Origin of the sequence: Kitasatospora sp. LaBMicrA B282 (assembly GCF_050325825.1) — a bacterium.
Classification (GTDB): domain Bacteria; phylum Actinomycetota; class Actinomycetes; order Streptomycetales; family Streptomycetaceae; genus Kitasatospora.
On the sequence record NZ_JBNQTI010000004.1, the window covers coordinates 113176 to 138203 of the forward strand.

A 25028-nucleotide genomic window follows, 5' to 3' on the forward strand; every position below is an offset into this window, starting at 1 on the left:
TCCCCCTGGGTCCGCCTGGCAAACAAAGGCCAAGGCCACTGCTCGGTTGTACCCGACGTGAGCCCCGCCGTCAACAGTCCTGTCCGGATCGGCTCCGCTTCGGCACGGAGTGGCAGCGGTGATCATTAACCGACTACGCCGAAAGAATGTTCGCTTCCAAATTCGCCGGGATTATGTTCTTAATATCTCTTGGAAGTGATGCGACCGACCGCTTCCGCGCCGGGCAAGGGGCGGCGAGTCCCTGCTCAACCGCGCCGACCGCGCCCGGCCCGCCGTTCAACATCCCGGTGGCACCAGTCGCCCGTTGCGTGCCGGAGGACGCCGTGTTACGTTGCGGGCGCTACCAGGATTCAGGAAGTCAAGGTCGGCACAAACGCTCTCCAGATGCCACTTTGAATGACGGGGCAGGAACCCTGCAGAAGCTCGCGAAAAGGCCTCGGAGGCCGCGATCCGCATGGCCGCCAAAGCCCTGTTGCCACCCCGCATTCACAGGACCATTTTCCGCCGCCACACATTCACGAGGCCGGCGTCGAAGCTTCGGATCGCCTTGGCGCGCTTTTCCTTTGGCCATCCGGGGATTTTATCGGAATTACCAGGCGGAGAGGAGGTGGACCATGAAGGAGCTTGAGGAGGGTTTCGAGACCGTCGACATCTGCGAGCTTTCCGACGAGGCGCTCGACGACGTCGTCGGCGGCGGGGCCGTGGTGCCCATGTCGGCGATCAGCGGGTGACGACGGCTGGTCGGTAGGTAGGAGTCCGGGGCGGTCCGTGACAAGGACCGGCCCGGACTCCGCCCGTCGGCGGGCACGAGCAGGACACGCGGGACCGGGGTGCCATCGCCACCGCCCGGCTCTCCGGCCCGGGATTCGGAAGGGACCACTGGTGAACCACGGCATGCCCACGCGGACCTATCCACTGTCGTTCGGGCAGGAGAAGCGGCTGCTACCACTGGGCCGCGGCCGACTTCCGCACGCCGCGCTGCAGGCCTGGGCCAGGATCTCGGGGCCGCTGGACATCCGTGCGCTCGCGCGGAGCCTGCAGGAGATGACGGAGCGTCATGCCGCGCTGCGGGTACGCTTGGTGGAGACACCCACCGGCACCGTGCGCCAGGTCATCCTGCCGCCCGGCCAGGCGGGGATCACCCTGTCCAAGAAGCTCATCCGGTGCACCGGCGAGGACCAGTTCGCCGACTACGCCGGCCGACTGGGGTCGGCGTTGATCGGTCAGCCCTGGGACTGGTCGACACAGGCGCCCGCGCAGTTCCACCTGCTCCGCTACGCGCCGGACTTCCACGTCCTGCTCGCCCAGTTCGCCGACCTCGCGATCGACGGCCGTTCCAGGGGCGTCCTGCTGCGGGACCTCTGGGCCTCCTACCGGAGCACCCGGGCCGGCGCCGCACCCGACGCTCCCGCTGACGGGCCGGCGGAGACCGACCTCGGCGACGCCCTGAACCGCCAGCAGCTGCGCTTCTCCCGGCGCTCCGGCACCGCCAATCGCGCCTACTGGACCAGACGCTTCGCGGCGCTCGCCAGCGACACCGGTTCGCCCGCACGGGACGAGCGCGAGAGCCCGCGCGCTGCCACGGTCCACGAGACCCGGATCGCGGCTGCGGAACTGGCGGCGGTGCTCCGGAACTGCCAGCAGGAGTCCGCCTCCCTGTTCCAGTGGCACGTCATGTGCTTCGCCCTGACGATCTTCCAGGCCACCGCGGCCGAACGGGTGGCGCTCACCATCCCGATGGACACCCGGGAGTCCCAGGACCTGGACGTGACGGGGATGTTCACCATCGCCCTGCCGATCGTCATCCCGCGCAGCCAGGACCCGGCCACCGTCCTGCGCTCGGTGAAGAACGAGCTGACGCAGGCCATGCTGCACCGGCACATCCACGCCCACGACCTCGTCGAAGCCGGCTACGGGTCACCGAGCGACGGCAGCGGATACTTCAAGGTCCGGTACCTGGAGCACCTCGCCGCCCCGGGCGCCACGCTCGCGGACGGACTGCACCTGGCGCAGGACTCCTACCCGCCCCCGACGCCCTACCAGGCGGCCGAAGGCGTCGATCTCATCATCGGCGCCTTCCCCGGTGCTCTCGACCTGACCCTCGCCTTCGCGCCCGAGGACTGGGACCGGACCCGGTCGACCGTCTTCGCCGAGGCCTTCCGCGCGCGGCTGCTGACGGCGATCACCCCCTGAGCGGGGCGGCCGGGATCCCGCCCGCCGCCGGCCGCCCGGCGGTAGGGGCCCAGCACCGCGCGGATCAGTGCGCTCCGATCAAGGCGCGGTACGGTCCGGCCTCCGTCAGGAGATCGGCGTGCCGACCGCGCTGCACGATCCGGCCCCGCTCGAGAACGACGACCTGCTCGGCGTCCGCCAGGGTGCTCAGACGGTGTGCGATCACCACCAGGGTGCAGTCCATCCGCAGCAGCTCGGCGAAGATCCGCTGTTCGGTCTGCGGGTCCAGCGCGCTGGTCGCCTCGTCCAGGACGAGCAGCCGCGGGCGTCGAACCAGCGCACGCGCCAAGGCGATCCGCTGCCGCTGCCCGCCGGACAGGCCCGCGCCGGCCGGTCCCAGCAGGGTCTCGTACTTCATCGGCATCGCCAGGATGTCCGCATGGATCTGGGCTGCCCCGGCGGCGGCGGCCACCTCGTCGTCCGTCGCGCCCGGCGCGCTCAGCACGATGTTGTCCCGGATCGAACCGGCGAACAGCCGGGTGTCCTGATTGACGAACGAGACCTGGCGGCGCAGCGCGACCCGATCCAGGTCGGCAGTCGCGACGCCGTCCACCAGGACGGCGCCGCGGGTCGGCAGGTACAGGCCGGCCAGCATCGCGGCGAGGGTCGACTTGCCGCACCCGGATCGCCCGACCACAGCGACGAACTCGCCGGGTGCCACCCGCAGTTCGATGCCGCGAAGGGCCAGGTCGTCGGCGCCCGGGTAGCCGAAGTGGACGCCGTCCAGCGCCACGCCGCCGCGGCCGCCGTTCGCTGCCACCGCACCGGCCCGCGGCTCCGGCTCCGCCTGGAGGATGTCCGACAGGCGGGCCAGCGTCGGCCCGAGCGAGGAGACCTGCAGACCGGTCTGCACGAGGCTGGCCAGTGGCACGAAGAGCCCCATGGCCAGCGAGGCGAAGGCGATGACCGAGCCGAGCGAGGCGTGCGCGCCGGCCACCTGGGCGGTGCCCAGCACGAGCACGGCGAGCGGGGCGGCGAACTGCAGGCTCGTGCTCAGTGCCGTCATCAGGGCCAGGTGGCGCCGGGCGTGGATCCGGGTGTTGACCTCCTCGGTGAAGGTGTGGCTCCACCGCTCGCCGGCCATGCCCTCCAGCCCGGCCGCCTTGAGGGTCATGGCGCCCTCCAGCAGCTCGTCGAGCTCGGACTCGGCCTGCGCCTGCGCCTCCAGGGCGTCCGAGGTCAGGTACTCCTGACGCCGCCACCCCATGAACAGCAGACTGACCTGCAGGCCGCCCATCGCGATGACCACCAGGGCCAACTCGGCGTCCGCCACCGCGAGCAGACCCAGGTACACCAGGACCAGCAGCCCGTCGAAGACCGCGGACAGCGCGGAGTTCGTCAGGACCTGGCGGACCGCGGTGCTGGTGCGGACCCGCAGCCGCAGGTCGCCGGGATGGCGCCGGACGAAGTACTCGTACGGCAACGCGAGCAGATGGTGGAGTACCCCGAGGGTGACGCGCCGGTCCGCCACGGTCTGCAGGCTCAGGATCGCCACGTTCCGTACCGCTTGCAGCGCCAGGAACGACACCACGAGGAGCAGGAGCGCCAGCATCATGACCGGCACGCCGGCACCGGACTTGCCGGACGTCGTCCGGTCGATCACATAGGCCGAGGCGAACGGCATCGCGAAGTTGAAAAGCAGCAGGACCAGCGAGGTGGTGGCCAGCGGGATCCAGGCCCGGGTCCTGGGCAGGAAGAACCTCAGGTAGCGCCAGTGACCGGCGCGGTCACCCCCGGGTGACCGCCGGGCCGCCGCACGGGTCCCGTCGGCGGCCACCGGCGCCAGGAACTCCAGCGCCACACCGGTGAACGAGCGGTCGGCGGTGTCCCTCGACACCCGCCGACGGCCCAGCGCCGGGTCGACGATGTAGACGAAGTCGCCGGTCACCCGCTCCAGGACGACGAAGTGGGAGAAGTTCCAGAAGAGCACGGTGGCCGGCGGCAGCAGCCGCAGACCGTCCAGCGTGGTCCGCACGGCGCGGGACGGCAGCCCGAAACGACGGCCGACCTCCAGCAGGACCCGCGCCGACACGCCGTCGCGGCCGGTGTTGGTCTGGCGGCGGAGCTCCTCGATGCCCACCTCGATGCCGTGGTGGGCGAGGACCATCTGCAGGCTCGTCGGCCCGCAGTCGCTGACCTGGGCCTGCAGCCGCACGGGGATCCGCTGCCGGCCACGCCGGTTGCGCATCCTGGTCACAACCGTGCGCCAGTCGGCCTTCGCCCGGGGACCGCCGCCCATCGACCACGGCGACTCGGCGACCGGTCCCGTCTCCCGGACCACCCCGCGACCGGCCAGCGCCCGGGCCCGGAACCGTCCCGTCGCGGCCGACTCCGTGGTCGTGCCGCCCGGCTGAACACCATCCCCAGCTTCGGTCACGATGCTCCTGACATCCCGTGGCATCTTTGCTTCGCGTCTTTGCTTCCCGGCGGCCCGGGCACCCGACGTCGGCGTCGCTGGTTCCGAACACCCTTGGAAAGCAACAATGTTGACATCCTATTTCGGATTGGCAAAGTTGCTTGAACGCAGTTGTCGAAACCGACGAACGCACGAGGAGTTCCGTGACCACCTCCGACCCAGTGCCCGACGCGCCGTTGCGCCTGGTCCAGCTTTCGGATACTCATCTTTCGCGGTGGGACGGCCCGTTGCGCCGGAACTTCACCGCATTGGCAGGCTACGTCAACGACGTCCTGCGGCCGGATCTCATCGTGCACACCGGGGACGTCATCCTGTCCAATCCCGACGCGGACGCCGACTACCGGGCGGCGGCCGAGCTCCTCGGTCTGCTCGAGGCACCCGTCCGCATCGTGCCCGGCAACCATGACGTCGGCGAGGCCTACGACCGGACCTGGTGGGGCACGACCGGCGAGCGGCTGGCCCGCTTCCGCAGCCACTTCGGCGCTACGCCGTGGCTGGAATGGTTCGGCGGCGTCGGCCTGATCGGCCTCGACAGCCAGCTCCTCGGGAACGGACTGCCCGAGGAGGACGAGCAGTGGCGCCGGCTCGAGGAGATGGCCGAGGCGGTCGGCACCAGGAGCATCATGATGTTCCAGCACACGTCGTTCCGGACCGGGGCCATGGGCAGTGACGGGCGCCCCGGCTGCCTCGCGGTGGCGGATCGCGAACGCCTGCTGGAGATCTTCCGCAGCGCGCGGCTGCTGGGCACCGCCAACGGCGACGTGCACCGGTACCGGAAGGTCTGGCACGACACGGCCTTCGAGTTGTGGGCCCCGGCCACCGGATTCCTGGTGCACCGGGAGGAGTCGGTGAAGCTGCCGGCCGGCCTGGAGCAACTCGGCGTCGTCCTGTACGAGTTCCGGGACGGAGAAGTCACGGCGACCTTCCAGACCACCCCCGGCCTCGAGGAGGTGGAGGTGGGCGGGTTCCCCGAGTCCCGCCTGATCCGCGAGGAGGTCAGGGCGGCCGTGCGCGGTTTCGAGGCGGCCGGGTGAGCGGGTCCGGGCCCGGTGACGCCCAGGTCACCGGGCCCGGACGCCGCAGACGCGCGGCGTCAGTCGGCGTCGGGCGGGGCCGGCCGGTAGACCACCGGGAAGTCCTCGTGTTCGAGCACCTCGAACGGACGGATGCCGCGGTCCCCGATCGTCTCCGACGGCACCCCCATGTACACGGCGTCCGCGGGGAAGTACGTCGGACGGTAGACCCACCGCGACGCCGAGCTCACATTCGCGTCGGTGCCGTGCACCACCCAGCTGCAGTGGGCGATGACGTCCCCCGGCGCGAAGCTCATCGGTTCGGACATCGGGCAGGACCGGAGCCGGGGCGCCAGCCGGTAGGCCTCCGCCAGCGAGATGCACGCACCGCCCCGCCACAGCGGGCCGAGCTTGTGCGAGCCCGACAGGTAGCGGACAGCGCCCTGTTCCGGGTCGATGTGGTCGAGCGGGATCCAGAAGTAGATCCAGGAACGGTCGGTGGGATTCTTGTCCTGGTGCCAGCCCAGCGCCTGCCCGAGGTCCTGACGGCGGCTCAGCGGAATCTTCACCAGCAGGATGTCGTCGAAGAAGCTGTGGGCCGCGTCCCGGCCCAGCAGCAGCGCCGCGTTGCGTCCGATCTGCTCCGAGTGGGAGATCCGCTGGAAGAGCGGATCGACCTCCGAGGGACGCCGGAACGACTGCGAGGCCGGCGAGGTCTCGAAGTCGAATCCGATCCGGGCCTCGTTCTGGTCGCCCTGCGGGCCCATCAGCCCCTGCGCCCGGTCCAGCAGCCCGCGCACCAGATCGGGCTCGATCAGCCGGGGCAGGTGGACCCAGCCGTTCTCCCAGAAGCTCTCGATCTCCGCCGTCGTCACGGTCCGCACACCGGGGACCTCGCGATCGCCCCGTTCCCGGTCGACGGCATCCGGGGCGACCGGCCCGGCGCCGGCAGCCAGCGAGGCACTCTCAGCAGTCATCAGCATTCCTCCGGCATGCGAAACCGACGGCGACCGACCTCAGAACTCACGGTGCGGTCCCTGCAGAGCCTTGTACTCCGGGTACGCGCCGTGCAGCCGGCGCAGGCCCAGGCGGACCTCCTCGATGCTCCAGAAGTCCTGCTTGTCGATCGACTCCTTGACCTCCCACGGGCTGTAACGGCCGATCATGCCGCCCATCACCCGGAAGACCTGGCCGGTGATCCATCCGGCGTCCTCGGTCGCGAGATAGGCCGACAGCAGCGCCGCGTGATCGGGCGAGCTGCCGTCGAAGGGGTCGCCCTCCTCGGACACCCGCGCGCTGACGTGGTCGGCCATCCGGCCGCGGACGTTCGCCGCCGTCACGGCGTTCACCGTCACCCCGTACGGGTACATCTCGTGAGCCAGCTCGAGGGTCATGGCGGCGATCGCCCCCTTGGCCGCGGCATGGGTCACCCCGAGGTCGGGGCGACCGACCAGGCCGGTGGCGGCCGTGAAGGTGATCAGCGAGCACGACGATCCGCCGCGCTGCTCGCAGTTGGCCCGCCACCGGCGGCAGGCCGCGGCGGCGACCAGATACGTGTGGGTGGCGTGCGAGTCGACGACCGTCCGCCAGTCGTCGAGCGTCGACTCCCAGATCGGGCTGACCCGCAGCGTGCCGGCCGCCGCGACCACCACGTCCACGTTCCCGTGCCTCTCGAACAGATCGGCGAACATCGCCTCGACCTGCTCGGCGCTGGTGACATCGCAGAACCGACCCGAAACGGCACCGTGCGCATCGGCGAGCCGCTTCGCCACCGACGTGACGTACTCCGGGTCCTGGCCGCCCCCCGTCACACTCGTTCCGTTGTCGGCGATGACCACCGTGGCACCCAGGGACGCCGCGCGGGCCGCGATCGACGAACCGATGTCACCGGCGCCGCCGGTCACCAGAACGACCCGGCCCTTCAGGCTGACCGGAACAGACAGAGCCGATGCCTTCATCTACTGCGTCCTCTCCCCATGGGAATAACCTTCGGCGAAGTGGCAGAAACAGCGGGAAGTCGAGGTCGACCGATTCCCGGAGAAGGCGACAACGCCCAGCGCTCACATATCCGTAGAGAATGCTGACCTGCTTCTCGGCATGTCAACGCCACTCTCCGGAGCACGGCCGGTTGACGCCTGCGGCGGCGCCGGGGAGCCTGTGGCACCAGGCGGATCGCATGCGCCGCGGTGCGGGAACCGGGCGATCGAAGCCCGTTCAACCGGGGATGCTCCCCGGTTGAACGACGGTTCGGATTCCCGCCGAAGCCTGCGACCCGCTGCCGTACCGTCCCTACCGATGAGAGGATGACAGATGAACGGCAGTTCGTCGGCAGGGCGAGGTACGACCCCCGATCTGGACGTCGCCGCGCTCCGCCGGGGCTACGCCGACGACGGCTTCTGCGTGATACCGGGGCTCTTTCCACCCGAACTCGTCGCCCAGGCCGTCGTGGCAGCCGAGGCGGTGGCCGACGGCCGGACCGACACCGGGCTGCTCCCGCGCATCCGGGAACGCGAAGCGGGCGACGGACCGCAGCGGCTCGTCAAGATCGCGGAGCCGCACAACGCGAGCAAGGCCCTGCGTGCGCTGATCACCTGCCCCGAACCATGGCAGGTGATCGCGGCCGTGATGGACGCCCGGATGCTCCAGGTGTGGGCCGTGGACCTGTTCATCAAGCGCCCCGTGTCCACGCCACGAGCCAATATCGGATGGCATCAGGACGGCCCGTACGCCGAGTACTGGAAGGGCGACATCTTCACCGTGTGGGTCGCGTTGTCGCAGGTCTCGGCAGGCAGCTCGCCGCTTCGGTACGTGCGCGGCTCGCACCGGCTCGGTCCCGTCGGCACGGCGGACCTCTTCCGCACCGACCTCGACCTCGCGGGGTCCGGCTTGGCGCTGCCGGAGGGGTTCGCGGGGACCGAGGTCGCCGCCGAGGTGCCGGCCGGCGGCGTCGCGATCCACCACCGGGACACCCTGCACGCCAGCGGCCCCAACCTGTCCTCGCAGTCCCGGATCTCACTCGCCCTGCGGATCCGCACGGACCGCTGCGAACTGCGCTCCGCCGCCCGCCAGGTGGCTCATCTGGCCGACGACCGACTCGCGCCCGTGGTGTACGACCGGCGGAGCCGGCCCGACGAGCCGCGAACCGCGGCGACCTGCTGAGCGCACCAACCGGGCGAGAGGGAGACGCGATGCAGCGGCCTGCCACCTCCCGTCCGCCGGACCCGGCCGACCGCGTCGTCCTGGTGACCGGCGGCGCCGGCGACATCGGCTCGGCCGTCGCCGCCGGCGCCGCCCGGCTCGGAGCCACCGTGGTCATCGCGGACAACGGGACCAGCGTCACCGGCGTCGGCCAGGACCCGGACCGGGTGGTCCGCGTGGCCGACCGGCTCGCGGCCGAGCACGGCTCGGTCACCGGCTACCACTGCGACCTCACGGACGGCGATCAGGTCGAGGCGATGTTCGAGAACCTGATCGACGAGCACGGGGCCGTCGACGCCGTGGTCGCGGCCGCCGCCACGGTTCGGGTCCGCCCGGTGTGGGAGCTGACGCCGGACGACTGGCGAAACGTCTTCGACGCCCACGCCTCGCACACCTACCTGGTGGCGGCGGCGGCCTGTCGGCACTGGCGGAGCACCGGCGCGCCACGCTCCGGCCCGCCCCGCTCGCTGGTCACCCTGACCGCGGCGACCGGCCTGGTCGGCCGTCCGGACCTGGGCCTGGCCCACACCGCGGCCAAGGGCGCCATCGTCGGCCTGACCTTGGAGCTCGCGCACGAGATGTATCCCTACGGCGTCAGCGTGAACGCGGTCGCCGAAGCGAACGTCCGCGGCCGGGTGGCGGCGCACGTCGGCGCCCGACTGTCCGCGGGTGACGGCACGTTCGACGCGAGCTCGCCCGATCACGTCGGCACGCTGGCGGCCTACCTGGCCGGCGGCGACGCCCCGTTCGTCACCGGGCAGGTGTTCCGCGTGGTGGGCGGTCTGATCGGCCGCTACCGCGGCTGGGAGGTGATCCGCTCGCTCGACCCCGGCGGATTCGGGTCGATCGACGAGGTACGGTTGGGCGTGCGCCGGCTGTTCGACGCGTTCGGGGGCTGCGGGTATCCGCGGTAGCAGGCGCTCACGGGCCGGCACCGCGCGTTGCGGTCACATCCTGCGCGCGCTCCAGATCGCCTCGACGGGCCATCGGCTCGTCCATTCCTGCGGCCGGTCGCCGAAGCTGGTGGCGGCACCGGGTGGCGGCGGCTCCTCGATGAGCGCCTCGACGACCAGGGCGCAGGATCGGAAGAGACGGAGCCACTCGCCGTAGCCCAGCACGTAGTCGACGGCGGTCGGCGCCACCCGGCTGGTGTGCAGGTCGAAATAGCCGCGCCGCAGCCCGGGGGTCAGGGTGCGCTGCCGGCTGTCCCAACACATGGCGAAGAAGGGCGAGTTCGCGCAGAACGCGAGCTGGCCACCGGGTCGCAGCACCCGCGCGACCTCGGGGACCGTCAGATAGGGATCCGCCCAGGACATCGCGCCGTTGTCGGAGAGCACGAGATCGAACGAACCGTCGGCGAACGGCAGCGCCTGTGCGTCCGCCAGCACCAGGGCGACGCGCTCCCGGTGGCAGGCGTGCCGGAGTTGCGCGCCGGAGATGTCCAGCCCGACGACCCGTGCGCCCCGTCCGGCCAGGGACGCCGACCAGTGGGCGGCACCGCAGCCGAGTTCCAGGACGTCCTTCCCGGCGACCGGGTCCAGGACCCGGAGCTCGTGCTCCGGCCGGCGCCACAGCCCCCAGGCCTCGGCCTGCGAACCGCCCAGCATGCCACCGTGCTTGCGCTGGTAGCTGTCGCTCCAGGTGTCCCAGGTGCGGCGGTTCTCGCGGGTGGTCTCCCGGGTCGCGTCACTCAGGGTGGATCCCGGCTCCGATGGGGTCCGCTCCCGTCCTTCGGGCATGTCCGTTCCATTCCTGTCGGTGGTGGTAGTACAGCTTGTGCGCGACGATGGCAGCAAGAGCGCAGGTCTCGCCGCAGGGGGCTTCATGAGGGTCAGCGTGGTCATCCCGTCCTACAACTCCCGAGACCAACTGGGAAGGTTGCTGCGCTGTCTGACGGGATGTCAGCTCGGTGCGGGCGACTCGCTGGAGGTCGTCGTCGCGGATGACGGCTCGACGGACGGCACCGGCGAGCTGGTCGCGCAGTTCACCGCCGAGCTGGACCTGGTCTACCTCTTCCTGCCGCGCGGTGCTGCCTCCGGCCGCGCGGCCGCCCGCAACGCCGGCATCGAGAAGGCCGGCGGCGAGCTGATCGTGATGGCCGACGCCGACCAGCTCTGCGGCCCGGGCTTCATCCTGGAGCACCTGCGCTACCACCGGCTCCGCGATGACCTGGTGGTCGTCGGCCCCCGCCACGATCTCGCCGACGGTCGGTTCGACGACGCGCGACTGGCCCGGGGCTTCGACCTCGCCGCGCTGCCCGACGTGGTCGCCCCGGACGGCCGCGAACTGGTCCTCGCCGAGTTCTCCGAGAACTTCGACAACCTCGAGACCTGCTGGCATCACATGTTCAGTTGCAACGTCTCCGTCCGCCGCGCACACCTCCTGTCCGTCGGCGGATTCGACGAGGGATTCGTCGGATGGGGACTGGAGGACTCCGAGCTCGGATACCGGCTGCGCCAGGCGGGCCACCGGTTCGCCTTCAACCCCGAGGCCGTCGTCTACCAGAAGGGCCGTGACGTCACCCCGGACATGTTCGGCGAGTGGCGCCGCAACCTCGCGTACTTCATGGACAGGCACGGGAGCGCGCCCGAAGTCGCTGCGCAGGCGGTCATCTGCCGAGCCTTCGATCCGGCCGACCGCAGCATCGGTTGGCTGGAGAGCATGCGCCGACTGGAGTACGCGGCACGGGCGTTCGCCGGCCGGCTGCCCCGCCCCACCTCGTTCGCCTGGGTCGAGGCCGACGACGCCAACGTCGCACAGATCCTCGCCGGACTGCCGCAACGTGCCGCCGACCAGGATCTGATCGTCATCGACGACAGCACCGAAGCCGTGCTCGCCGGCCCCGTCCAGTGCCTCGCCACCGCCAGGGAGGTGCTCTACTTCCGGCGTCCGACCGCGGAGGTCCGGGCCGCCATCCGCGCGCGCCACCTGGTCCGGTCGGCCCGGTGAGTCCTCAGCAGCGCATCCACAGGCCCTGGGGATCCGAACCGGGAGCGAAGCCGGCCGCCTCGGCGAGCGCGGCCGCCGCCGCGAAGCCGCGGGCGACCTGCTCGGGGCGGTGCGCATCGCTGCCGAAGGTGATCGCCTGGCCGTCCAGTTCGTGCCACCAGCGGACGATCTCGAAGGCCACGGGCCCGCCGGTGTTCACCTCCAGCGCCTTGCCCTTCGCCGCCAGTTCGCCGAGGACGGCACGGTACTCGTCCCGGAAGTCCGCGAGCGGGTACTCCCCCGCCTCGCACGGCCAGTACCGCGCCGCGTAGTCGATGTGGGCCAGCACGTCGAAGCCGTCGAAACCGGTCACCAGGGCCCGGACCGCCCGCAGGTAGGCACGGACGACCTGCCCGGGCGGTGCGGCGCCGTACGCCGCGTCGACCGTCGTGTGACCGGTGCCGGCAGCGGGCAGGGTGTGGAGCGAGACCAGCACCCGGTCGAACCGCGCACGCCCCACGACCTCGGCGGCCCGGGCCTCGTGCCAGTGCGGTTCGCCCAGTTCGACACCGCTGAGGATCCGCAGTCCGGGGAACCGCTCGCGGCAGCGGCCGAGGCAGGCCAGGTAGCCGTCCACGTCGAACGCGGGCGGGGTCAGCAAGCCGTCGGCCACCAGGCCCCGCTGCCAGTCGGCCGGCTCGACACCGTGACCGAGGTGCCGGGAGGTGAAGTCGGCGTGCTCGGTGAACGCGATGGACGGGAGCCCCAGTTCGACGGCCCGCCGGCAGGCCCGCTCCATCGAGGTGTAGGGCGCGTCCCAGGACCACTCGCTGTGGACGTGGCCGTCCGCGGGCAACCCCGTGCTCCGCGCCGGCCTCATCCCTTCGGCTTCCGCACCAGCATGGATCCGATGGCCAGGGCGTCCAGCCCGGAGCTGTAGAACGAGCGCAACGCATCGTGGGGCGAGTGCACGATCGGCTCGTTGGCAAGGTTGAACGAGGTGTTCAGCACCAGCTCGGGATGCCCCTGCGTACCCAGGCTTCCCAGCAGCGCGCGGAAGAGCTCCGCCGAGCCGTCACCCAGGATCTGCGGACGGCACGACCCGTCGACGTGCACGACGGCCGGGATCTGTTCGCGCACCGCCTCCGGCACCGCGCAGGCCGCCAGCATGAACTTCTCCGGCCCCGGCCCGGGATTGACGAGATACCTGGCGGCCGCGGTGCTCGACATGCTCGGCGCCAGTGGCCGCCACTGCTCGCGCTTCTTGATCGCGTTGACCCGCCCGTGCATCGACCGTGCCAGGGGCGAGGCGAGGATGGAGCGTTGACCCAGCGCCCGGGGCCCCGCCTCGGCCCGGCCCTGGAACCACCCCACCACCTGTCCCTCGGCGACGAGGGCGGCGGCCGCACCGGCGATGTCGCTCTCCTGGGAGAACGGCACGTCGTACTCCCGCAGCACGGCAGCGATCTCGGCGTCCTCGAACTCCGGGCCGAGAGCGGCCTTCGCCAGCGGCCGGACGTCGCGCTCCCCCGCCGCCGCGGCGACCGCCAGCGCGGCTCCCACGCTGGTGCCGGCGTCGCCGCTGGCCGGGAAGACGGCGAGCCGATCGACCAGCCCCGACTGCCAGATGGCCCCGTTGGCCGTGCAGTTGAGGCCCACACCGCCACCTATGACGACGTTGCGGCAACCCGTCTCGCGCACCGCGCTCCCGATGACGTGCAGCAGCACACGCTCCAGGACCCGCTGACCCGACGCCGCCACCCGCTGCCGCCACCGGTCGGGCTCCACGAACGCGTCCAGCCGGGCCGCGGCCCGCAGGTAGGTGTGCCGCGGCGGCTTGGCGGGGCCGAAGTGCTCCGCCAGCCGGGCTTTCCAGGCCTGGACCACCGGCGGGCCGAAGTTGGGCCGGTCCTGGCCCAGCGGGCTCAGACCGCTCCGGTACCCGTCGTCGTCCAGGACGAACGGCATCCAGTCCTCGTCGGGCTTGGCGTACGACGCCAGCCCCATGACCTTCCCTTCCTGACCGAAACGGAAGCCCAGGTAGTTGGTCACGCCCAGGTAGAAGAGCCCGATCGAATCGCTGATGTCGTATTCCCGCCGCACCGTGATCGTCTCGCCCCGGGCGTGCCCGACCAGGGTCGCGACACCGTCACCGACACCGTCCACGCTGATGATCGTGGCTTCGTCGAATCCGGAGGTGTAGTACGCGGCGGCGGCGTGCGCCAGCGGGTGCTTGACCTGCTCCCACCGCGGTCGCCGCCCGCCGTTCCCGGCGAAGTAGGGATGCTCGAGCAAGCTCTGCTGCATGTCCTGCTGCGCGTAGTCGCTGTCGGCGCTGCTCCAACTCGTCGCGATGGCATCGACCTCGGCCATGGTGATCCCGGCTGCGTCCAGGCAGTAGGCCGCGCTCTCCAGCGGAAGGCTGTCGGGCGCGTGGCGGCGTCGGATGAACCGCTCCTCCTCGGCCAGCGCGTGCAACCGGCCGTCGATCACCAGCGCCGCGGAGGCATCGTGGCCCAGGCCACCGGCGAGACCGAGAACAATCATGTGCCGACCTGCCCAATCTGAGATCCGCCGGGGGCTTCCCGGCGGAAGTCGGTGAGGAGCCAGTGATGTCGGACGGCCCGGGGCCGTCCGGATGCTCAGGACACCGTCTCGGTCGCCTGCTTGTCCCCTCGGTTCCACTGCGGCACGATCTGGTGGATGTCCGGTCGCCAGAGTGCGGTGAGCCCGGGCCAGTGGTCCACCGCGGCGAATCCGGCGCGCATCGCCGAGACGCACAGCGGCGTCAACGGGTCGGAATGGCGCCGCAGATCGCCGTGCGTGAACATCTTGCGCAGGGCACCCGCCGGCAGCGTCTCCAACGCCGTTCGCGCCCACCGGTTGTTCTCGAACGCCGCGTCGAGATCCGCGGGCTTGGTGAGTTCCGGCATCCCCCTGGCGATGACGCCCTGGATGAACATGGTGATCCAGAACTGGAACAGCAGGGTCTGCGACCAACCCGTCGCGACGGCCTCCGGGTGATAGTCCAGGTCACCCAGGAAACTCTCGGACAACTCGACGGTCGACATCCCGTAGGTGATGAGCACTTCGTGCCCGGTGGTCGGCAACCGGGGATCGCCGATCACCGGGTCGTAGTGGCACATCGTCTCGAAGTCGCCGAGACCCATGTGCGCCACGGCCGGCGGCGCCACGACGCGGTCGTTGAACGGCGCCGTGCCCACGTCGGCCGACGACGGAAACACCACGGAGTTGCGAATGCCGTACAGCAGGTCGTTGAGCAGCAGGCTCGGCGTCGGACGGTGCTCCACGAGGTTCGGGATGGCGATGTAGGCGGTGATGCCGCGATCCGCGAGGAACTCGGCCATCGCGCGGTTGTCCGGCTTGTCCTCCGAGTACCGCTCGGTGTAGTCCGCGAACTGCCGTGCCACGTCGGCAGGCAGGAGCAGCGCCTGGGTCGGGGTCCAGGACTCGATGTTGGGCGTCCACGACGCGCCGCAGAGTGCGGCCAGGCGGACCGCCTGCGCGGTCGACATGATCCAGTTGGCGAAGAGGGCGATGGCCCCCTCCGGCGCGACCGACAGCGCCTGGTGCAGGACGGTGCTGAAGTCGTGGCACAGCTGCACGTCCTCCTGCAGCACGAGGTGGTGGGTCGCCCCCTCGCGAATCCGGCTCCAGGCCGCCTTCGCCGTGCGCAGGGTGGCCGGCTTTCCGTCCGGGTCGGGATCGAAGACAATCTCCGCGTCCAACTCGGGGTGCCGCCGCACGAGTTGTTCCGCCTGTTCCCTGCGGGCCGGATGTGCCATCACCACGGTCGAAATCCGGATGTCTCCCGTCGATTTCACGAACACACACCTTCCAGTCCGGCACCCTGTCGTGAGGGCGGCGCGAGGATGGAGAGAAGGATCAGCCGTCGGGTCGTGCTGGTGACTCCGCCACAGTGCCCGATTGCGTTCAACCGCACACGTTCCTCGGTTGAACAGGGGCACCGCAATCGGCACGCGACCGGCGGTAGCCTTCGAGTCCCGACGAATCGGAACAGCACTGCGGGTACGGGATGGTGACCCGGAATGAGGCGGCGGATCCCGGTTCTTCAGGCCATGGCATGAATGTCGCGCACCGCCAGAACACTTTACGGCAAGCCTGGGATCCGCAGCGGTACCGGAGGACCCAGGACGCAGGAGGGAACCGGCATGACCTTCGAGAGAGCGGAACGGCCGCACTGGGACCAAACGTTCGACGTCGTCCTTCGCCAGGTCCTGCCGGGGCTTCCCGCCGACTCGTCGATCGACCCGGACCAGGAACTCAGGAGCCTGGGGCTGGACTCCATGAAGACGGTGGAGCTCCTCCTCGGGCTGGAAACCGCCTACGGCACCACGCTCTTCGATGAGCTGGACTACCAGAACTTCGCCACCCCGCGCACGCTGTGGTCCTTCGTCTCGCCGCAGATCGACCAGGGCGCGGACGTCCGGTGAGCGCGGCTGCGTACGAGTCGGCGCTGGCCGGGGTCCTCGGGACCGCGCGCGAGCACGCGGAGAAGGTCGACCGGGAAGCCGTCTTCCCCGCCGAGAGCATGGCCGCGCTGCGGGCCTCCGGGCTGATGGGCATGTTCGTGCCCCGCGAGTACGGCGGGCTGGGCGATGACCTCCACGCCTACACGCAGATAGCGAGCCGGCTGGCGGCGGCGTGCGCGTCGACGGCCGCGATCTGGACGATGCACGCCTTCCAGGTGGACGGGCTGTCCCGGTTCGCCGGGGACCGGCTGCGGCAGGCCGTCCTGCCCACCATCGCCGCCGGGGGGACCTACCTGGCCTCGGTCACGACGGAGGCGCGCAAGGGAGCCGACCTCTTCACCGCCGAGGCCCCGCTCACCTGGCGCGACGGGCGGGCCGACTTCGAGCGGGACGCACCGGTGGTCACCGGGGGACGACACGCCGAGGCCTTCCTGATCACCCTGCGCCGCACGCCTGAGGCGCAGCCGCACGAGGTGAGCCTGGTGTACGCCGAGCGCGCGCAGCTGCGCATCGGTGAGCACGGCGAATGGGACCCGCTGGGCATGCGGGGGACCGAGAGCATCGGCCTGACGATCTCGGGCTCGGTCTCGCCCGACCAGGTGGTGGGTCAGCCAGGACGGTTCGAGGACATCGCCAGGGAGAGCATGGTCCCGCTGGCCCACCTGGGCTGGTCCGCCTGCTGGCTCGGGACCGCCTGCGGCGCCTTCTCCGACCTGCTGCGGTGGCTCCGGTCCCCCACCCGGCGCGGCGGTCCCGACCTTGGTTCGGACCTCGTGCGCGAGCGGCTGGCTCGGATCAGGGTGGACCTCGATCTCGTGAGCGCCTACCTCACCCGCCTGTGCGACGAGCTCACGGCGGCTCGCTCGGCGGGGCGGTCGTGGTCCGATGCCCACACGCGTCTTCGGGTGAACACGCTCAAACTGGCAGCATCCGAACTGACGTTCAAGGCGGCCGACAGCATGGTCCAGCTCGCCGGGATGAACGGCGGCTACAGTCGGCTCGCTCCCGTCAAGTTCGAGCGTCACTTCCGCGACCTGCGATCCGCCCGGCTCAACCACTCCAACGACCGCATGTGGCCGGCCACGGGTGCGCTCGCGCTGCTGGACCCGAAGGTCACTCTGCTCTAGGGCCTGTCTGCCCCAGCTCGGAAGGGACGAGCATGCACGAGTACACGATTCCGCTGAGCCGACGGGTGCCCCAGCGGCTCGCCGACGAGCTGTCGAAGCGGATGTTCTTCGTGTCCGAGGCGATCGAGAGCTTCGAGTTGGTCGAGGAGTCGGCGGACGGGACCACGGCCGTCGGCGCGGTGCGCATCGCCGCGCGCGCTCCGTTGGACGAGGCAGCCATGCAGCACCTGCTGGATCGGCTCGTCTCCGAGGAGATCGTTCCGCAGCGCTCCGTGAAGGCCCATCGGATCTGGCGGTCCGGCCAGTCCGCGACGACACATGACGACACCTTCGAGAGCATGATCGACCAGGGGCTGGCGATCGGGTCGGGCGAAGGCCAGTTCGGCTTCGCGGAGCCCTTCCTGGGCCTGATCTCCCATCTGGACGTCGTCTTCCGAACGGCCGCGCAACGCTCGTTCGGTGCGCCTGAGCGCAGGTACCCCGGTCTCATCGCGACCGAGGTGCTCGCTCGCAGCGGCTACCTCGCCTCCTTCCCGCAGTTCCTGATGTTCGCCGGCCGGCTGCACGGCGAACTGGACTCCTACAAGGCCTTCGTCGACCAGGTGAGCCGCCCCGCCCCGGCCGAGCACGCCGGTGCGGCGATGTCCCGAGCCCTGGCCGTCCACAGCACGCATGCGGGATACACGCTGTCCCCGGCCGTCTGTTACCACGTCTACGAGCAGCAGGCCGGGACGGGCCTCGACACCGATCTGGTGTCGGTCACGGCGCGCGGTACCTGTTTCCGGCACGAGTCCCGGTACCACCGGTCGCTGGAGCGCCTGTGGGAGTTCACCATGCGCGAGGTGGTGTTCATCGGGAGCGAGGCCCGTGTTCTGGAGGCCAGGAGCTCGTTCATGCACGAGGTCTTCGCCATCGTCGAGGAGCTCGGCCTCGCAGGTCACGCGGAGACCGCCAGCGACCCGTTCTTCTGCCGTGCCGGAGCCGCCGAGAGCATCTGGACCCAACGCCTCATGGAGCTGAAGTACGAGCTGCTCCTGCCGGTCGCCGGCGGGCGCTCCGTCGCCGCCGCGTCCTTCAACGCGCACGGCACTTCGCTGGGTGAGGCGTTCTCGATCAGCACTCCGGACGGCGAGGTCGCCCATACCGGCTGCGTCGCCTTCGGTCTGGAACGCCTCGCGTACGCCTTCGTGTGCCAGCACGGCCTCGATCCGGCCGACTGGCCGGACCCGGTCCGCCGCGCGCTCGCCGACACCCGGCTCTGACCATGGTGCTCTGCGTCGGCCGTGGTGGCAGACTGGCCGGGTGGACACACAGGTCAGTCTCGCCTCGGGGTTCCGCACCGTGCCGGGCCCGCCGTCGGCGTCGGTCGCGGTACCGGTCGGGGGGCCGGCATGACCGACCGGTCGCCGACACCTGACACGACACCTCCGGGCCGCCGGATGTCGTTCGACGCCGCCGCGAGCACCTACCGGCGCGGCCGGCCACCGTACCCGGCCGCGGTGTTCGACCTGCTGGCCGAGCGCTGCGCGCTGAAGCCGGGTGCGCGGGTCCTCGAGATCGGTGCCGGCACCGGTCTGGCGACCGGGCCGCTCCTCGCGGCCGGCGCGCACGTGGTCGCGGTCGAACCGGGCGCGAACCTCGCCACGATCCTCGTCGCCGACCATGCGTGCGACCGGCTCGACGTCACGATCGCCGACTTCGAGACCGCCGACCTCACGGGCGGATTCGACCTGGCGGTGGCGGCGACGGCGCTGCACTGGCTCGACCCGGTCACCTCGACCGAGAAACTCGGCAAGCTGGTCCGGCCGGGCGGGTGGCTGGCCGCGTGGTGGACCGAGTTCGGCGACACCGACCGGCCGACACGGTTCCGGGACCGGCTCGACGAGGTGTACCACGACCTGCTGCCCGCCGAACCCGGCTACCGGGACAGCCGTCCGTACCCGCTCGACACCGAGCGCTGGCGGCAGCAGTTGACCGCCGGCGGCTGGTTCGAGGACGTCGCCGTCGAGGTCATCGCGTGGCAGCAGATCCTGACCGCGCAGAGCGCACGAGAGCTGTGGTCGACGTTCCCCAACATCGCCGAACTCGCCCCGACCGCCCGCGAGGAGTTCCTGTCCCGGCTCGCCGCGCTCGTCGACGACCTGGGCGGGCAGGTCGTCGACCCGCGTCTGACAGCCGTCTACACCGCGGTCCGCACCACCAAGTGATCGGCCCCGGATCAACCGACCGGGGCACGCGCGGACGTGGCGACTCCGCCACTCGCCGCACACCGACCGCCGCCGAGGCCGGTCGGCCGGTGCGCGTGAGCTGTCGTCAGACCGCGTCCTGCGGCTTGCGCCAGGTCATCATCTCGGTCGCCGGCACGAGCTCGGTGAAGCAGTTGTCGGGCGACGCCTCCTGCAGGAGCAGCCGCAGGTCCCGCTCGAAGTCCGCCAGCCTGTCGCCGAAGAGGTACGGCACGGAGTTGGACAGCGAGTACACCCACGCCACGAGGTCGTCCGCGGTGCGCTCGACCACCTGCCCGGCGGGAACCACGTGCCGCTCGAAGTTCTCGAAGCCGGCGCGCGCGAGGACCAGGTCCTCCCGGTTCGGCGTGCCGTTGGGCAGCGTTCCCTGACCCGCGCGGCGCACCGGGCCGAGGTACCGCCGGACCAGGTCACGGATCTCCGTCTTGGGCGGCGCGGGATGCGGAGCCGACTCCGGCAGGGACAGCTCCACGGACTCGCCGGACGCGTCCTTGAGGTCACTCATGTGGACGAACGCGCCGCCGGGCTCCAGCATCGCGAACACGGTCGCGGCGACCTGGTCCCGGTCCATCCAGTGGAACGAGTTGGCGAACACCGCGGTCCGGAACACGCCGAGGCCCGCGGGCAGGTCCTCGGCACGCCCGGTGACCCAGCGCGCGTTCGTCACCCCGCGCCGCACCGCCTGGCGCTGCGCTTCGGCGAGCATGTCCTCGTCCGGGTCGAGCCCGACCGCCTCGCCGAACAGCGGCGCCAGCGCGAGCGTGACGTTCCCCGGGCCGCAGCCGACGTCGAGGAGCCGCCCGGTGCCGTCCAGCTCGAGGAGCTTCGCGAGTGCCTCGACGAAGCCCGGAGCATAGGGGAGGCGTCCACGCTCGTAGTACGCGGAAGCGCCTTTGAAGAGGGAGCTGTCCCACTTCCATCCATCAATCATGTCTGGTTCACTCCACGAAATGGTGAATCCACCGGGCGGTGCGTGCGCGCTGTCAGGCACCAAAATCGTTTCAGACTAGCAGTCTTGACGGTCCGTCCGACCACGGTCGGCACCGCTTCAGCCCGGCCCCGGCCCCGGGGGATCAGACCTGTCGCCGGGCCAGCCGACTCATCCACGCCAGCGAGGGGTCCCGGTGCCTGGCCGTCCCGTCGAGCGCGAACCGCGCATCCGCCGCAAGCCACGGAGGTCGTGCGCGGTGCGGCGCCTCCGCAGCCGAGAACGCACCCTCCCGCCATTCCTGCCAAGCCTGTTCGCGGGCCGCTGCGTCCGCTGCGAAGAAGTCGGAGGAGCGAGCAGCCGGCCCCACGGGCGGCAACCGGCGGGCCGAGGCCCGAAGAGCCACCCGGCGTCCGTCGAGGTAGGCGACCCGGATGCCCTTGCGGATGCAGAAGTTCAGCGCCTGGCGTGCGTTGTCGACGATCGGCTCGTTCCGGTCGTTGAGTGACGTGTTGCAGAAGATGGGGACGCTCGTCTCCTTGTCGAACGCGGCAAGGGCGTCGTACAACTGCGGGTTCACTGCCCGGGCCAGCGTCTGGTGCCGGGCCGAGCCGTCCAGGTGGAGGATCGCGGGGACCTCGCTGCGACGTTCCGGCCTGACCTGCACGGCCTCGAGCATGAAGGGCGAGGGCCGACCCTGCACGAACCAGTGCGCAGCGTGGTCGTCCATGACGAGCGGCGCGACCGGCCGCCACCATTGACGGCCTTTCACCTGGTTGAGCAGGTCCTTCGTCACGACGGAACGCGGATCACCGAGGAGGCTCCGGTGGCCCAGAGCCCGCGGGCCGATCTCCGCCGCGCCGGCGACCCAGGCGACCGGCATCTCGACGATGTCCGCCACCAACTGCTCCGGTGAGTAGTCGCAGACCTCCGCGATCCAGTCCTCGTAGTCGTCGAGGCTCTCCTCGACATCGCTCACGGTGGAGCCGTAGTAGGCCGAGTGCAGCCTGAAGCCGGACCCGTCGAGGAGTCCGGCGTTGTGCAGGCCCAGGAGTCCGAGGCCCAGGGCTTGGCCGGAGTCGCTGGCGCAGGGTGGCGTGAGCAGCCCCCGGAAACCGAAGCGGTCGAGCAGATACGTGTTGGTCGGGCAGTTCAGCCCGAATCCGCCGCTGATCGACAGGTAGGCGTCGGCGGGCGCGACGCCGAACCGCGCGCACAGGTTCTCGATGTTGCGCACCATGACGATTTCGCTGCATCGCTGGACAATGGACATCACGGCGCTCTGCAGGTGCTCGCTCGCCGAGAACCGGTCGTCGAGCACGCGGGAAGCCAGTTGGGGCTCCACCACGTTGATGATCTTCTGGACGAAGCGCAGCCCGACGGAGAGCGGGATCCCGCCACCGAACAGCTTCAGTCGCCCGAGTGCGGCCTCGATGTCGTATTCCGCTTCGGTCGTGCAGGCTGAGGCCAGCGCCATGAGCGAGCCCGGCTCGTGGTGGAAGAGCGTGCGGCAAGCGGAGTACAAGGGGCCCGGAGATTCGACCGGCGCGAAGTGCAGGCTCCCACGAACCGACACGCACCCGCTGTACCAGTACTCCTTGTCGTTCCCGTCGAGCCCGAAGTCGGGCCCCCCGTCAACGGCCAAGGCGATGATGGTCTCGTTCTCGAAGATCCCGCGATCCATCATGAGCCCGCTGAACAAATGGGCGAGGCTGTGCATGGGAAACAGCTCACCGCCCGCCGGAGCCTCCAGTTCGGCGGCTTTCGGAATGCCCCGGGTTCCCCACGAGGCGCTGATGTCACTGAGCCGCAATCCCTCGCCGGACAGCAGATCGGTGAGCAGGGCTTCGATGCGCTCGGCCGTGAACAACGGCCAGTGATGATGCTTCTGGCCGGTGAGACGTTCCAGCTCCCACACCCGGACCAGCTCGACCGACCGGCCCGATCGCCGCCACAGCGCTATGTTCTGATCGTGCCGGAAATTCACGACGGACATGGCACCCGGCTGGCTCAGGTAGCAGGAGAGGAAGTACTGGGTGGCACTGCTTGTGACCATCGCAAGCGTCCTGTCTCTGGACCATGAGCATGTGCGGGCAGAGCACCGGAATCAGTATGTCGACTCCGGTGCCGCTGCCAAGTTCTCCCGAGGAATACCCGTGGTTGAACACCGTCCGCCGACCGCGCCGAGGCTCTCTGAGCGATCGGCACCGGGCGGGCTCGGCTGAGCCTGAGTCAGTCGAGCCCAAACCAGGCATGCGAGCATGACTGGATGACTTCGAGTTCCCACGAGCTGCCCGAGCTGCACCGAGTCACGACGCCGGTTCTGGACATTGCCCACCACCGGACCGGTGAGCGCCGCCGCCCGACCGACGCCCCGGTGATCCTGCTGCACGGCTTCCCCTACGACGTCCGGGCCTACGACGAGGTGGCCCAACTCCTCGCGCAGGCCGGCCGGGAGGTGCTGACGCCCTACCTGCGCGGCTACGGCCCGACCCGGTTCCTGGCCGAGTCCACCCCGCGCAGCGGCCAGCAGGCCGCCCTCGCCCAGGACCTGATCGAGTTCATGGACGCACTGGAGATCGAGCGCGCCGTGGTCGCCGGCTACGACTGGGGTGGGCGGGCAGCCTGCGCGGCAGCGGCGCTGTGGCCGGAGCGGATCGCCGGCCTGGTCACGGCAGGCGGCTACACCATCCAGGACATCGCCCGCGCGATGGAGCCCGCCGCACCGCAGGCGGAGCACAACTACTGGTACCAGTACTACTTCCACTCCGAGCGGGGTCGCCGCGGCCTGGAGCAGCACCGCGAGGAGCTGTGCGGCCTGCTCTGGCGGCTCTGGTCGCCGACCTGGCCGCAGGCGCGGGAGGCCTTCGCCGCCTCCGCCGCCAGCCTGCACAATCCGGACTTCGTGGACGTCGCGATCCACTCCTACCGCCACCGCTACGGCCTGGTCGAGGGCGATCCGCGGTACCAGGCCCTGGAGCGGGCGCTGGCCGACCGGCCGTCCATCGCCGCGCCCACGGTCGTGCTGGTCGGCGCGGAGAACGGCGTGCTTCCCGCCGCCGACCAGACCGGGACGGAGCGCTTCACCGGCCCGTGCGAGGTGCGGACCCTGCCCGGGGTGGGCCACAACGTGCCCCAGGAGGCTCCGGAAGCGTTCGCCGCGGCGGTCCTGAGCCTGCAAAGCTGAGCGGTGCGCGCGGGCGCGGCGGCGCGCACCGGCCCGGGGACTCCCCCGGCCGCCGGGAAGCGCCCCGCCCCACCCCCTGTCACCCGCCCCCGCGCAGGCTCTACGATCTTCCACCAGCACGCGAGTGGTGACCGTCGACGGGGGCGGCCGGTCCGCCGCGCTGCGTCACAAGGGGGAGCCGTCAGCATGCCGTTCCAGCCTCTGGAGTCCGTGGACCCGGCCGAGGTCGGCCCCTACCGGCTGCTGGCCAGACTCGGTGCCGGCGGGATGGGCCGGGTCTACCTGGCCCGTTCGGCCGGCGGGCGGACGGTGGCGGTCAAGGTGGTGCGCGCCGAGCTCGCCGAGGACCGGGAGTTCCGGGAGCGGTTCCGCCGCGAGGTGGCCGCCGCCCGAGCCGTCGCCGGGCGCCACACCGCGCCGGTGGTGGACGCCGAGCCGGAGGGGCCCGCGCCCTGGCTGGCCACGGCCTACGTGCTGGGCCCCTCGTTGACCGAGGCGGTGGCCGCCCACGGCCCGCTGCCGCTCGCCACCGTGCAGGCGCTCGGCATCGGCCTGGCCCGAGCGCTCGCAGCGGTGCACGAGGCCGGTCTGGTGCACCGGGACCTGAAGCCGTCCAACGTACTGCTGGCCGCCGACGGCCCCAAGGTGATCGACTTCGGCATCGCCCGGGCGCTCGACGGCGACCAGCTGACCGGCACCGGCCTGGTGGTCGGCTCGCCCGGGTTCATGAGTCCCGAACAGGCCGCGGGCGGGCGGCTCGGCCCGGCGAGCGACGTCTTCTCGCTCGCCTCGGTGCTGGTCTTCGCGGTCACGGGGGCCGGCCCGTTCAGCCGGGACGGCGACACGGCGCCCGCCGCGCTGCTCTACCGGGTGATCCATGACGAGCCGTCACTCGACGAGGTGCCGGATGAGCTGCTGCCGATCGTCGCGGCCTGCCTGGCCAAGGACCCCGAAGACCGCCCGACCCCCGAGGAACTGCTCGAGCTGCTCGACGGCGGGCCCGAGCCGCTGCCCGCCGGCTGGTTGCCCGCCGCGGTCGCCGCCGCCCTGGCCGGACACGCGGCGGCCGTCCTCGACCTGGAGACCCCGCCCCGCGGCACCGAGCTGCCCACGCCCACCGTGGTGTCCGCGTCCGCGCCGGGGGCCGACCCGACCCGCCGGTTGGGGGCCGACACCGGCGGCGCGGGGCGGACCACCGCGGCGGCCACGCCCACCACGGTGCTCGCCGCGCCCGGGCCC

At 71.0% G+C, this 25028-nt stretch carries 20 protein-coding genes; 11 read left to right on the forward strand and 9 right to left on the reverse strand.

Features of this window, described 5'->3' with window-relative positions; all coding sequences use genetic code 11:
• Positions 1-894 precede the first annotated feature (894 nt).
• On the forward strand, positions 895-2193 hold the full coding sequence (locus tag ACQRUO_RS02390; RefSeq protein WP_428313973.1) for a condensation domain-containing protein: 1299 nt from the start codon (positions 895-897) through the stop codon (positions 2191-2193).
• Between the two features lie 64 nt (positions 2194-2257).
• Here ACQRUO_RS02390 and ACQRUO_RS02395 read toward each other — a convergent pair whose 3' ends face one another.
• Entirely contained in the window at positions 2258-4609 is a 2352-nt protein-coding gene (locus ACQRUO_RS02395) for a peptidase domain-containing ABC transporter (RefSeq protein WP_428313974.1), read from the reverse strand.
• Positions 4610-4809: 200 nt separating this feature from the next.
• Between ACQRUO_RS02395 and ACQRUO_RS02400 the strand changes: the two genes are divergently transcribed.
• Positions 4810-5682, forward strand: coding sequence for a metallophosphoesterase family protein (locus tag ACQRUO_RS02400; protein WP_428313995.1), 873 nt, complete (start codon positions 4810-4812; stop codon positions 5680-5682).
• 59 nt (positions 5683-5741) lie between these two features.
• Here the strand turns inward: ACQRUO_RS02400 and ACQRUO_RS02405 are convergent, their stop codons facing one another.
• Together ACQRUO_RS02405 and ACQRUO_RS02410 are read right to left on the reverse strand one after the other, a co-directional pair.
• A complete protein-coding gene (locus tag ACQRUO_RS02405; RefSeq protein WP_428313975.1) occupies positions 5742-6638 on the reverse strand; it encodes a phytanoyl-CoA dioxygenase family protein in 897 nt (298 codons plus the stop codon).
• Positions 6639-6677: 39 nt separating this feature from the next.
• On the reverse strand, positions 6678-7619 hold the full coding sequence (locus ACQRUO_RS02410; protein WP_428313976.1) for an SDR family NAD(P)-dependent oxidoreductase: 942 nt from the start codon (positions 7617-7619) through the stop codon (positions 6678-6680).
• 352 nt (positions 7620-7971) lie between these two features.
• On the opposite strand from ACQRUO_RS02410, the gene ACQRUO_RS02415 reads away from it, so the two are divergent.
• Both ACQRUO_RS02415 and ACQRUO_RS02420 read left to right on the forward strand, forming a co-directional pair.
• A complete protein-coding gene (locus tag ACQRUO_RS02415) occupies positions 7972-8820 on the forward strand; it encodes a phytanoyl-CoA dioxygenase family protein (RefSeq protein ID WP_428313977.1) in 849 nt (282 codons plus the stop codon).
• A 29-nt stretch (positions 8821-8849) separates the two neighbouring features.
• Positions 8850-9773 (forward strand): SDR family NAD(P)-dependent oxidoreductase, encoded by a 924-nt coding sequence (locus tag ACQRUO_RS02420; protein ID WP_428313978.1) that lies wholly within the window; start codon positions 8850-8852, stop codon positions 9771-9773.
• A gap of 33 nt (positions 9774-9806) precedes the next feature.
• On the opposite strand, the gene ACQRUO_RS02425 is transcribed toward ACQRUO_RS02420, so the two are convergent.
• Positions 9807-10598, reverse strand: coding sequence for a class I SAM-dependent methyltransferase (locus ACQRUO_RS02425; protein ID WP_428313979.1), 792 nt, complete (start codon positions 10596-10598; stop codon positions 9807-9809).
• A gap of 85 nt (positions 10599-10683) precedes the next feature.
• On the opposite strand from ACQRUO_RS02425, the gene ACQRUO_RS02430 reads away from it, so the two are divergent.
• Positions 10684-11808, forward strand: coding sequence for a glycosyltransferase family 2 protein (locus ACQRUO_RS02430; RefSeq protein ID WP_428313980.1), 1125 nt, complete (start codon positions 10684-10686; stop codon positions 11806-11808).
• Positions 11809-11812: 4 nt separating this feature from the next.
• Here the strand turns inward: ACQRUO_RS02430 and ACQRUO_RS02435 are convergent, their stop codons facing one another.
• From ACQRUO_RS02435 to ACQRUO_RS02445, 3 genes are all read right to left on the reverse strand, one after another.
• Positions 11813-12643, reverse strand: coding sequence for a PHP domain-containing protein (locus ACQRUO_RS02435; protein ID WP_428313981.1), 831 nt, complete (start codon positions 12641-12643; stop codon positions 11813-11815).
• A 20-nt stretch (positions 12644-12663) separates the two neighbouring features.
• Positions 12664-14334, reverse strand: a complete 1671-nt coding sequence (locus tag ACQRUO_RS02440; protein ID WP_428313982.1) for a carbamoyltransferase family protein — start codon at positions 14332-14334, stop codon at positions 12664-12666.
• A gap of 95 nt (positions 14335-14429) precedes the next feature.
• On the reverse strand, positions 14430-15632 hold the full coding sequence (locus ACQRUO_RS02445) for a hypothetical protein (RefSeq protein ID WP_428313983.1): 1203 nt from the start codon (positions 15630-15632) through the stop codon (positions 14430-14432).
• A gap of 348 nt (positions 15633-15980) precedes the next feature.
• Here ACQRUO_RS02445 and ACQRUO_RS02450 point away from each other — a divergent pair, with 348 nt between their 5' ends.
• From ACQRUO_RS02450 to ACQRUO_RS02465, 4 genes are all read left to right on the forward strand, one after another.
• A complete protein-coding gene (locus ACQRUO_RS02450) occupies positions 15981-16262 on the forward strand; it encodes an acyl carrier protein (RefSeq protein ID WP_428313984.1) in 282 nt (93 codons plus the stop codon).
• Positions 16259-17428: an acyl-CoA dehydrogenase family protein gene (locus ACQRUO_RS02455; RefSeq protein WP_428313985.1), complete on the forward strand. Its 1170-nt coding sequence runs from the start codon at positions 16259-16261 to the stop codon at positions 17426-17428. The genes ACQRUO_RS02450 and ACQRUO_RS02455 overlap by 4 nt, the downstream gene beginning before the upstream one ends.
• Before the next feature lie 32 nt (positions 17429-17460).
• Positions 17461-18690 carry a hypothetical protein gene (locus ACQRUO_RS02460; protein ID WP_428313986.1) on the forward strand — a complete coding sequence of 410 codons (1230 nt, stop codon included), beginning with the start codon at positions 17461-17463 and terminating at the stop codon, positions 18688-18690.
• Positions 18691-18819: 129 nt separating this feature from the next.
• Positions 18820-19635: a class I SAM-dependent methyltransferase gene (locus ACQRUO_RS02465; protein ID WP_428313987.1), complete on the forward strand. Its 816-nt coding sequence runs from the start codon at positions 18820-18822 to the stop codon at positions 19633-19635.
• Between the two features lie 106 nt (positions 19636-19741).
• Here the strand turns inward: ACQRUO_RS02465 and ACQRUO_RS02470 are convergent, their stop codons facing one another.
• Positions 19742-20605, reverse strand: a complete 864-nt coding sequence (locus ACQRUO_RS02470) for a class I SAM-dependent methyltransferase (protein WP_428313996.1) — start codon at positions 20603-20605, stop codon at positions 19742-19744.
• A gap of 142 nt (positions 20606-20747) precedes the next feature.
• Positions 20748-22658, reverse strand: coding sequence for a carbamoyltransferase C-terminal domain-containing protein (locus tag ACQRUO_RS02475; RefSeq protein ID WP_428313988.1), 1911 nt, complete (start codon positions 22656-22658; stop codon positions 20748-20750).
• Between the two features lie 213 nt (positions 22659-22871).
• Between ACQRUO_RS02475 and ACQRUO_RS02480 the strand changes: the two genes are divergently transcribed.
• Both ACQRUO_RS02480 and ACQRUO_RS02485 read left to right on the forward strand, forming a co-directional pair.
• Positions 22872-23789 carry an alpha/beta fold hydrolase gene (locus tag ACQRUO_RS02480; RefSeq protein WP_428313989.1) on the forward strand — a complete coding sequence of 306 codons (918 nt, stop codon included), beginning with the start codon at positions 22872-22874 and terminating at the stop codon, positions 23787-23789.
• A gap of 186 nt (positions 23790-23975) precedes the next feature.
• Positions 23976-25028 (forward strand): serine/threonine-protein kinase (locus ACQRUO_RS02485; protein ID WP_428313990.1); only part of this gene is annotated, 1053 nt, incomplete at its 3' end.